Origin of the sequence: Streptococcus sp. HMSC034E03, from assembly GCF_001811505.1 — a bacterium.
GTDB lineage: Bacteria > Bacillota > Bacilli > Lactobacillales > Streptococcaceae > Streptococcus.
Window position 1 is genome coordinate 22,946 of the sequence record NZ_KV804978.1, and the last position, 8,281, is coordinate 31,226.

1 protein-coding gene is annotated in these 8,281 nt (G+C 43.3%); it reads right to left on the reverse strand.

The annotated features are described in order from the left end of the window. Positions 1-119 precede the first annotated feature (119 nt). Entirely contained in the window at positions 120-8,045 is a 7,926-nt protein-coding gene (locus tag HMPREF2805_RS04360) for an SIALI-17 repeat-containing surface protein (RefSeq protein WP_083301280.1), read from the reverse strand. Positions 8,046-8,281: the final 236 nt, after the last annotated feature.

Here is an 8,281-nt window from a genome sequence, read left to right on the forward strand (position 1 = left end):
TAAAAAAACTATGATGTACTATTCTAAACTCAATTTGTTATATATGAATTTCCAGAACAAAAATCCCTAAGTCCTTTTAGACCTAGGGATAATGCTACTTTTTAAAGTAATACTGCAGCTTATTTGGTAAAGATAGACTGACGGAAGTCATCTGTTGTACGAAGATAAGCATTATAAATCTTTTTCTTCAGTAAGTTAACCCAGCTAGCTTCGACGCGGCTTGTAGCATTGTCAATATTACGAACATCCTCTGCTGTCGCCTCATCCATTAGCCTTTGCATATCTTTATAAGATCGAATAGTTACTTGCTTCGTACTATTTGGGTTTCTGAGTTCATATTCAATGGTGATCGGCTTCAATTTTGTCAATTTGTCAATCCGCTCTTGGTACATGGCCTTCTTAAAGGCTGCCCAAGAGTCATACTCACCTTTGAAGACATTTTCCAAAACCTTCTGGTCTGTCACTAGACCAACATCTCTTCCGAGCCATCCATCCCAAGTTGTGCTGCCCTCTTTCAGAGCTTCTTCTGACAATTTACCAGATACATATGGGATAAATCCTTCATGATAGCCCTTAGCTGCCAGCAACTCATAGGCTGTACGACGGAACATGACATCACCTGGCGCACCAGTTGGATTGCTAAGCGCTGAATAAATTGGAGAGAATAGACTGAGACTGAGATAACCATTTCGTGCATACTTGCCACTATCCTTGTTTTCGCGTCGAGTAATGACATCATTGTCAATCAAGGATTCAAAAGTTTTTAGTTTCTTAATCTCTTCAGCAGTGAAGGTCCGTGTCTGGTTACCAGCATGAGTTTGTTTGCCATACTTATCAGTAATGTAGTAGTTTTCCATTTTTCTAAACCACTTCATCTTGGCTTCATCTGTCTGCTTCAAGATAGAGCTTGCTTCTAGGTAATCAAGCGTATAGATCATATCAAACATACCATGAACGTAATCTTTTAGGTCTGCTTCATTCTGAACGCGCTCTTTAAAGTTATAAGTATGGAGACGTGTCTTAGAATCCTTATCAACCTTGAATAGAGTATTGAGGGTGATTGTCGCTTCATCTGGGCTTGGTGTAGATTGTAACAGACCACGAGCGTAAAGTTCTGCTCCTAGACCTTCACGACGACCAAAGCCTTCAAAATAAATGGCTCCATCAGAGTTGTGTGTCATCTCGTGTGTATAAACAGAGTTTCCGTAATCTTCTAGCAGACGAGCATTGTCAAAATGGGTCATACTTCCTGTTGCGTAAGCATTATAGCCCTTGCTTGGATACCACTTACCAGCTGGTCCAAAGAATTCCTGCATTGCAGTGGATTGCTTGTCATTTGGTTGAGCCCAATATCTTTGACCATTCTTATCTTTGAGAGCAAAACCATCATAAACCAAGACCGAACGGAAGAGTTTATCTTTACTTTCATCACTTAAAATCTTGTACCAGAAATCGTAATGGTCTCTCTGCCATTCAGCTGACTTTCTCACTCGATCTTCAACATAGCTAGCAAGTTCAGCATCTGTACGGACCTTCCCATCAACAATATCTCGGTAACGATCATAAGCTCCCATAGAGATGGTAGACATATTAGAAATGATATAGACACCCTTTTCAGTCATGGTCAAAAGCGGTAGCAACATGCTCTTATGTTCCCAATTGTCTGATGTAATCTTATCATAAACTCCGACAGAATACTTACTCTTATCGTTTGCATTGTCTTGGAGGGCCTTGGCTTCTGCTATGTCCGACTTGGCCTCAATAATATAAGCTTTTGTATTATCCTTGAGCCATTCGTTATTAGTCTTATACGGCAAGAAAAGATTACGATAACTTTCTAGATAATTGAATAAGCCTCGCTTACCAGTTGCCTCAGACAAGGAAGTATCATAGGTTTGATAAGTATTTTTGGCCTTGAGATTTTCAAAACCAGAGCGACCTAAGGCAATGATCGTGTCTAGTGTCGACGCATCGTTATTACCAAAGAAATCAAACTTATAGGCAGATAAATCTTTGACATTGATGGTGTCATAATTGATGTTATACCAACGATTTAGGTAGGTTAAACCAACTAAGAAGGCTTCTTTATTATCAGTGATTTTCTTAGCGATATAATCAGCTACTACAGTTCCCTCAGTATTGATGGACTTGTCCATAGCCAGAACCTTGCGTAACTCCACAGATAAGTTAGCTTTGACTTGATCAAAGGCTTTATCCAAATAAAGATCATCCAGAGAAGTTTCTGCATTTATACCTAAGACCGTTCTCACAGCAGCTGAATCTAAAACTACCTTATTCAACTCTGGTAAAACTTTGGTGAGAATCTTGCTGTAGTCAGATAGGAAGGCTTCCGGAGTATAGAGAAGATTCAAGTCCTTGATGGTATATTCTGCTATAGCCTTATTTTTAAAGTCTCCCTTATAGGTAACTTCTAGATACTGAATGGTATTGTCTTCGTAATGAAGCATGAGACGATTGATGCCTGTCTTATTTCCATGAATATCCGTGATGATCTGCTGATCTTTCATCGGAACTACATCGAGCAAATAGCTGGTGTTGAGCTTATGATCCTCCGCTAGCTTGTTGGCATAAGCTACGATTGTTTCCTTATTATAGAATGGCAGAAGTTTTTCCATATTTAAGTAAGCTATAGTACGGTTACTGTCTACTTTCTTCGCCTTACTATAATCTACTGCATAGAGGTTCAGATTGGTGTCGTCCAGGCTTGTCGTGATTCCAAACTCTCCTAGCTTGTCTTGGGCTTGTTCAAGACTAAGCTTAGAGCTAGCAAATGGATCTTCTGCTAGTGTTTCAATTCCTTCGACTGCATAGGCATTGGTGATACGGTCATTTTTATAACCTTGATCGCCAGAAATACTATAAACTCTTGATCCACTGACATTACTCAAGACGTTGTCAATCAAACCATTGTAGTAATTTGAACCAACTACTCCACCAATTTGGCCATTCTTGGTTGAGTTCTGAATTTTCCCTGATGCATAGGAATTAGTGATACGAGCATTGGCTTCTAATCTTCCAACTAAACCTCCAAAGCGTTGCTCATTAGTCTTGGCACTCGCTAAAATCGTAACATCTGCTCTACTTTGTGTCAGTAGGGAAGCATTTCCTTTCAGATTTGCGACTAAACCTCCAACATTATAGGCCTTGCTTTGCTTATCGTTAGTCTGGATAGTACCTGTAAAGGAACTATTTGTAATTTGCGTGTTAGTTGCAACAACCACTAGCCCTGCAACCTGACTGGCATTCCCTACCACGGCAACTCGCCCTTGAGCAGATACGTCTTGAATGTGAGCATTTTCCGCAGAACGGGCCAAGCTTGCAGAATCATAAGTCCCAACAATATTGACATCCTTCAAATCGATGTTTGAAATTCTAGCACCACTCTTGAGATTCTCAAACAAAGGCTTGGCTAGGTTGTAAATAGCATACTGTTTACCATTATGACTACCTGTAAGGCTACCTGTAAAGTTGTTTCGTAAATAAACATAATCGCTGGGTGCTAAGCTTACTTCACTAGCATCTAGATCAGCTCCTAGCACATAGTTGCCTGCCATGTTGCTCTTCATCGCTTCTAACAGACTTGCAAAACTAGTATAGACACCTTGTTGATTTGAATGAGACTTGCTGATGTAGAAGTCATATCCTGGTTTATAACCCGTTTCACTTTCTTGGACGAGCTCAGGCAGAGAGACAGTGACCTTATAAACTTCCCTACCATCTTTTGTGCTTTCAGCAACACTCTGAACTGGCAGAAGCATTTCTTTCGACTCAGCAGACTTAACTTTGACAAAGTAATTTGACAAATCGCTTGGAACTGCATTCATAGAAATCAAGCGTTTATACTGATCATTTTCCTTGCTGTAGAATTCAACGGATTCTACATTTCGGATAGAAATTTTCTTATACTCGAGTTCAAATTGGCGACTGTCCTTTTCAAAGTCTGTAACCTGACCTCGATCTAATTCGTAGGTTAATTTTGTTTTCAAAGTATAATCTGTATAATGATCCAAATCACCAATCTTGAGACTGCCTGCAAAATTCGTAATCGGAAGTGAGCGTACAAGCTGGTCACCTTCATATAATTCTGCTGTAGCTGTCCGTAATGATTGAGTTTCATCAGTCAGGTTATACTGAACCGTAACAGAACGATCTTCTGGATTTTCTGTAAGACTGAGGATACTTAGATTTGGTCTAACCTTTGCAACTCCATTTAGAGCCGTTCTGGCTGCTGTCAAGTTCGCCAAGGCTTGATCAACTTGAACTTGGCTAGCTAGTCGATTTGCTAAAACTGTTTCTGCTTTTGCAAATTCTCTTGTAAAGTTTGTTTTCTTATCTGAGTCAGCATTTTTGTACTTGAAACTATCCTGGATGGCTTGACTTTCTCGGTATTCTGTTTGTAAAGCTACCTTAGTAACGTCTGGCCCCTGTAATCGCTCTTTCGCATTTTCAATGCTTGCAACTGCTTGGGTGACTTGCTCTTGGCTAGCTTCTGATTGCGTCAATAATTCTTGACCTATAAGGAGTGCCGAATCGTAACTAGTTTGGCGAGTTGAGATATCGTTAAAATAACGTGCCTGTGATTTAACTTGCTCTGCTTCCGACAAAAGGTTGTAGAGAGGAATTAAATCAAATTCATCCAAGACTTCAACCTTTGGAGCATCATTTGGAATCATAAATGGACTTGCTGTTCCAACTTTAACAATCTGAGTCACTGGTGCCAAGGTTTCTTCATTAGATAATTCTTGACGATCCAATTCTTGGTTATTTGAATGGTAGACTCTTGTTCTAATCGTACGCTCGCCTTCCACTCCAGGAACACTTACAATACGTGAATCCTTGACCAACTCATCAGTATACTGCTCCTCAATCTTAAAGGCTACTTTTTCAACTCTCGTTTCATCTACATAGCTAAGCTCTAACTCAGGAAGGTCAAAACTTGGTGTAGGCTCTGTGCCAGATGTACCGACTGGTTCTGTATACTCTGGTAATTCATAAACTGGAGCTGGATAGTCGCCTGCTGTGTCGACTGGAGATGTGTACTCCGGTAATTCATGAACCGGAGCGGGTTCGTCGCCTGCTGTGCCCACAGGAGATGTGTACTCGGGAACTTCATGAACAGGAGTTGGCTCTGTGCCTACTGTACCTACTGAAGCTGTGTACTTGGGTAATTCATGTACGGGGGCGGGATTGTCGCCTGCTGTGCCTACTGGAGATGTATACTCCGGCAAGTCGTGAACCGGAGCGGGGGCGTCGCCAGATGTACCGATTGATTCTGTGTGCTCTGGAACTTCGTGAACGGGGGCGGGTTCATCACCTGCTGTACCGACTGATTCTGTGTACTCGGGAACTTCGTGAACCGGAGCGGGTTCGTCGCCTGCTGTGCCTACTGAATCTGTGTATTCGGGTAATTCATGAACGGGGGCGGGGTTGTCACCTGCTGTGCCCAATGAATCTGTGTAGGCTGGGACTTCATGAACTGGAGCTGGGGCGTCGCCAGATGTACCGACTGGGTCTGTATACTCTGGCAAGTCGTAAACCGGAGCAGGTTCTATACCTGCTGTGCCGACTGATTCTGTATACTCGGGAAGGTCATAAACCGGGGCGGGTGCGTCACCGGCTGTGCCTACAGGTTCTGTGTATTCTGAGACTTCGTGAACTGGGGCTGGGGCGTCACCCACTGTGCCGACTAGGTCTGTATATTCTGGGACTTCATGAACCGGGGCGGGTGCGTCACCAGATGTACCTACCGTCCCTACTGGAGATGTGTAGGCTGGGACTTCGTGAACTGGAGCAGGCTCTGCACCGGCTGTGCCGACTGGGTCTGTATACTCGGGAGCATCGTGAACTAGGGCTGGTTCTTCGCCAGTTGTACCGACTGGTTCTGTATATTCTGGGACTTCATGAACTGGAGCTGGTGCGTCACCCACTGTGCCGACTGGATCTGGGTACTCGGGAACCTCATGAACGGGGGCGGGTGCGTCACCGGCTGTGCCTACTGATTCTGTATATTCTGGGACTTCATGAACTGGAGCTGGTGCGTCACCCACTGTGCCTACAGGTTCTGTGTACTCGGGAAATTCATGAACTGGTGTTGAATCTTCACCGGCTGTGCCTACTGGAGATGTGTACTCGGGAACCTCATGAACTAGGTACTCTGGCAAATCGTGAACCGGAGCTGGGTTGTTACCGGCTGTGCCTACTGGGTCTGTATATTCTGGGACTTCGTGAACCGGAGTTGGGGCGTCACTGGCTGTGCCGACTGGAGATGTGTACTCCGGTAATTCATGAACCGGAGCAGATTCGTCACCGGCTGTGCCCACAGGAGCTGTGTACTCGGGAAATTCATGAACAGGAGTTGGCTCTGTGCCTGCTGTACCTACCGAAGCTGTGTACTCGGGAACCTCATGAACTGGGGCGGGTTCGTCACCTGCTGTGCCGACTGATTCTGCATACTCTGGCAAGTCATAAACCAGGGCGGGTTCGTCACCTGCTGTGCCGACTGGAGCTGTGTACTCGGGAATGTCGTGAACGAGAGCTGGGGCGTCACCAGCTGTACCTACTGAATCTGTGTACTCCGGAACGTCGTGAACAGGAACAGGTTCTGTACCGGCTGTGCCGACTGTTTCTGTATATTCTGGGACTTCATGAACTGGAGCTGGTGCGTCACCCACTGTGCCGACTGGGTCTGTATATTCTGGGACTTCGTGAACAAGAGCGGGTTCTGCACCGGCTGTGCTGACTGGATCTGTGTACTCTGGAACTTCGTGAACGGGGGCTGGGGCGTCACCTGATGTACCTACCGAAGCTGTATATTCTGGAGTATCATGAACTGGAGCAGGCTCTGGACCTACGGTACCGACTGATTCTGTATATTCTGGAACGTCGTGAACAGGAGCGGGCTCTGTACCAGATGTACCCACAGGAGCTGTGTACTCTGGTAAGTCGTGAACAGGAGATTCTTTAAGCAATTGATTACTTTCTGCCGTGCCCACCAAAATAATCTCTGAAATAGGTTGGACTGTCACTTGATCAAACACCAACTCAGATTTTATCACCTTCTGATTAGCACTGTAGCGACGAGTAATCACTGTACGTTCCCCAGATACACCCACCTGAATGGTCTTTGTTTGCCCCTTAACAAGATTATCCGAATAGCGATATTCTGTTTGATAAGGAAGCACTTGCGTTTGACTTTCATCTTGACTAGATAATTGTAACTCAGAGCGATCAGAAATTGAGCTTCCCGACGGCACTCGGTTTGCTCCATTGACAAGCTCCAGTTTTTCATCTGTCGACTTGTCTGAACTATCTGCTTTTGATACTGCCACCGCTTTGTCATTTTCAGAACCGTCCACTGATTGATTCACAGTCTGATTAGCTTTATGCTTAGATTCTTCACCTTGCTCCAGAGAATTTTTCAAAATAGCCTGACTCTTCAGATAACCAATGTATTCAAAATTTTCAATGTTCAAGGGCTGAGGTAGTTGCTCTCCTAGTCCCAAATTTAAAAGCTGATTATAAGCAGCCAGCTCAATATTTGTAACCGCAAATGTAGCAGGAGAAAGATAGATAGAGCCTAGTCCAGTCACCAATAAAATCGAAGATAGGTATCTTTTTCCATTTTTCCCCTTAGAAATTACCAAGACCGCAAGAACAATACCAGCTGTTGCAAAGATTGCCTCCCACATACCAGAGTAACCAGTACTTGGTAAGTTTCCTATCAATCTTCCTTCTTTTTTAGGACGATAAACCAAGTAGTATGCATCTGTACTTTCCTCTACAAATTTTGGAAGTTCCTTAACAATCATTCCCTTTTCAGTATCTGTCAATTCTGATTCCATAACATACTTATAGTGAATCTGAACAGCTTGATTCGCTGGTAACTCTGCTGCTTCAACAGGCTGTGTACTAGTCCCAACTACAGAACCCAAAAAGAAGCTTCCAATAGTCGCTGATATCAGACCTACTGATAACTTTCTAAAAGAAAAACGCTGGCGCTTTTCTCCGTAAAATTGATGTTTCATCACTTAACTTTTTCCTTTATAATAAAATATTAAATCCTTTCTATTTTATCGAATTTCCCTCCAATAAACAAGGATTTTGTTTGCCTCTTGAAATTATTTTACGCTACATACCGTTAACAAGATTCTTATCAGTGGATACTGTTTATCAAGCATTCTCAACTTCCTATTATTTTCAATTTCATACACAAGAGTTTTTATGAAAATAATCATGACCACCCGTCAAACGGGTGGTTTGT

What these genes read in the sequence shown, in the direction of transcription:
- HMPREF2805_RS04360 (WP_083301280.1), bottom strand. Translation starts at nt 8,045, where the DNA reads ATGAAACATCAATTTTACGGAGAAAAGCGCCAGCGTTTTTCTTTTAGA.